The following is a 3,154-nucleotide window of genomic DNA, read 5'->3' as shown; positions in this document are numbered from 1 at the left end:
CGCCGGACCCGTGCCAGATGCTCGGGCGACACCGTGCGCAGTCCACCGTCGACGCCCCAGTCTCGATGCAGCACCAGGAAGTCGTCCATGACGTCGGAGTTGAAGTTGGATAGCGCGAATGCGTTGTCGTAGCGCGGGATCGACCCGAAGCCCGAGAAGACGAAGTCGGCGCCGGCGAGCAGAACCGGCAGGGTGTGCGCGCTGCGGCGGATGTCGGATTCGGAGATGAGGTTGTCGTTGCCCGCGCAGGATTCCAGATCACGCATCATGACCATGAGGTTCTCGGCGAGCAGTTCCTTCATGCCGTCGGGCACCGAAGCCACCACGCCGACGCCGTCGATGCCGCCGTTCTGCACACCCTGCGACCCCAACGCCCGCGCCAGCGAGACGCAACGGGATTCCAGGTACAGGATGGAGCACTTCTCGGCGGCGCCCATCAGCACCTCGGCGCCGCCGCCACTGGTGACCCGCATCTTGAGGCCCCGGGAGGCGTAGGCGGAGGTGAGGATCGCCTTCGAGAACGGCGTGTCGTCACCGTCGATGAACACCTGCTCGGTGCCGTAGAGCGAGATCGTCTCCGCATAGCTGGTCAGCCCACGCAGCCCGAGCCGCAACTCCAGCGCCTCCTCGATGGAGCACTGGGCCATCGCCCCAGGGATTCCCACTTGACTGCCGATCAGCAATGCGACCGCGTTGGACGGCGCGTCGGCCAGCACCGGGACGGTCGTCTCGACCTCCCGGAATCCGTATGCGACGGCACTTGCCGCATCGGCGGCGATGAGCAGCGGATCGTCCAGCTGATTGGTCACGTGCGCTTGGTTGCTCGGCGTGCGCCGAGCCCGCATCTTGGACATCGCCATCTGCATCTCGACTGGCGACATCACCGCCATCACCCTGGCGAGCTTGGCGGGCGTGGTGCCACCGATGAGGCGCACCACCTCGGCACGTGGCACGTTGACGTCGACGGCCATCCGAGCCAGCACGGCGTCGTCGAGCGCCATCGCCTCCTGCGCCACCTCGAGGTCGAGGCCGTAGCGGGCGATGAACTCGTCGATCACGTCGAACTCAGCCACCGCCTTGCCGTCGAGTTCGATGACGGCCCCGTCGCGGATCGCCAGCGACGGCGCCGGGTCGTGCGGGCTGTGCATGGCGACCAGTCCGAGTGAGGCGTCGGCGACGCTGAATCCGTCCAGGTTCACCGGTTTCGCATTCAGGACGCGAAACCGACCCAACTCTTCCACGCTTGGAAGCCTCCCTCGGGTTACTGGGTCAGTCGCGAGTTTCCGTGTCCTCGTAGAGGACTCGGCCGATCAGGTCGTAGCGCCGCGGGTCGCGGAACTTGAAGTACAGCGCCATCGCCGCCCCGAGGGCGAACAGTCCGACCACGATCCACGGGGTCAGCTTGAACAGCAGCGTGCCCGACGCAGCGCCGGCTGCCGCGTCCTTGTGTACCCACAGCAGATACACCACGTACAGCATGCCGATGCCGCCGAGCAGTGGCGCGAGGAAGGTTTTGAACCAGTGCGCACTGGACGGGTGGTTCTTGTGGAAGTGGAAGTACGCGATGACCGCAAACGCGCAGAGCGACTGCACGATCAGGATCGCCATGGTGCCCAGGATCGCCAGCAGCGTGTACATGTGGATGTACGGATCCATGCCGGCGATGAAGAACGCCATGATCAACACGAACGTGATGCCGGTCTGCACGAACGACGCGATGTGGGGCGAGCCGTGCGTGGGGTGGGTCGCCCCGAGCGTCTTCTGCAGCCCCGCGGACAAACCTTCCCGGCTCATCGCGTAGAGGTAGCGCGAGGCGCAGTTGTGGAACGCCATGCCGCACGCGAACGAACCGGTTACCAGCAGGATGTTGAACAGCGTGATGGCCCACTCGCCGTAGGTGCTGCGTACCGGGTTGAAGAAGATGTCGCCCGCAGTGGCCGCATCTTGAGCGAGTTCGACCGACTTCTGCGTCCCGGTGCCCGCGATGGCCATCCACGAGATGAACACGTAGAAGACGCCTACGCCGAGCACGCTGATCATGGTGGCGCGCGGGATGATTCGCTTGGGGTCCTTCGACTCCTCGCCGTACATCGCCGTCGACTCGAAGCCGACCCACGACCAGAACGCGAAGAACAGACCCAGTCCGGCGCTGGCGCCCGCGACCGCGGCCGGAGTGAAGGCGCCGATGGGGTTGAGCGTCTCGCTGACCGCGAAGCCGTCCGGGCCGCCGCCCTTGAACAGGACCGCGAGTGCGCCGAGTGACAGCATGACGATCTCGGTGACCAGGAACACCCCGAGCACCTTGGCGGCGAGGTTCACGTCGAAGTAGGTGAGGATGCAGTTCAGCACCAGCATCAGCAGCGCGGGTACCAACCATGGCACGGTGATGTCGAACTGGGTCTTGAACAGATTCTGGAAGAAGTACGAGAAGATGCCGATCAGCGAGCCCTCGAACACGACGTAGGCCATCGTGATGATCACGCCGCTGGCCATGCCGATGACGCGGCCAAGCCCGTGCGAGATGTATCCGTAGAACGCGCCGGTCGCGGTGATGTGCTTGGCCATCGTTGCGTACCCGATGGCGAACAGGCCGAGCACGATGGTGGCCACCAGGTAGCCCGCCGGTGCGTGTGAACCATTTCCGAACCCGACGGCGATCGGCACGTTTCCGACCATCGCCGTGATGGGCGCGGCGGTGGCGACGGCCATGAAGATGACGGCCATGGTGCCGATGGCGTTGCGCTTGAGCCGGTGGACGTTCTGATTGAGGCTCTCTGGTGGTGATACAGCTTGATCGGTCATCTACTCCAGATACCTTCCAGCCGAAGCGTAGGGGCCCGGTGTGGCCTCGGCCACACACCGAACTTCCGTATATTGGCACTACCAAATAGACAGCGCAAGACCCTTTGCAACCATTGACAGAAATGGTCTACCCTTTTTAGGGTGAGTGCCTCGCGGCCAGAAGCAAGCTCGCACCTCTCAGCCAGGGAGCCCCGTTGTACGACTACGGCACATTCTCGTTCTACTCCAAGGCGCAGGTCCTGGAGCAGGCGAAGAAGTACTGGAACCCGGGCAAGACGCAGTTCTGGACCGATGCCGGCGTCGATCTCGTCATCGATCGTCGGGACGGCTACTTCCTGTGGGACATGGACGG

2 protein-coding genes and 1 pseudogene are annotated in these 3,154 nt (G+C 64.3%); 1 reads left to right on the top strand and 2 read right to left on the bottom strand.

Annotated elements, in window-relative coordinates; translation table 11 throughout:
- Together QOC69_RS33220 and QOC69_RS33215 are read right to left on the bottom strand one after the other, a co-directional pair.
- Positions 1–1,241: propanediol/glycerol family dehydratase large subunit (locus QOC69_RS33220; RefSeq protein WP_526446739.1), on the bottom strand; the 1,241-nt coding region annotated here is incomplete at its 3' end.
- Between the two features lie 28 nt (positions 1,242–1,269).
- Positions 1,270–2,802 carry an amino acid permease gene (locus tag QOC69_RS33215; protein ID WP_526446738.1) on the bottom strand — a complete coding sequence of 511 codons (1,533 nt, stop codon included), beginning with the start codon at positions 2,800–2,802 and terminating at the stop codon, positions 1,270–1,272.
- Between the two features lie 194 nt (positions 2,803–2,996).
- Between QOC69_RS33215 and QOC69_RS33210 the strand changes: the two are divergent.
- A pseudogene (locus tag QOC69_RS33210) lies at positions 2,997–3,154 on the top strand (aspartate aminotransferase family protein); the annotation flags it as partial.

The sequence above is a fragment of the Mycobacterium sp. genome, assembly GCF_032162105.1.
Classification (GTDB): Bacteria; Actinomycetota; Actinomycetes; order Mycobacteriales; family Mycobacteriaceae; genus Mycobacterium.
The sequence above is the reverse complement of the archived record's forward strand: the minus strand, read 5'-3'. Positions and strand labels throughout refer to the sequence as shown.

Coding starts and splice junctions, on each gene's coding strand:
- QOC69_RS33215 (WP_526446738.1), bottom strand. CDS start 2,802: ATGACCGATCAAGCTGTATCACCACCAGAGAGCCTCAATCAGAACGTC.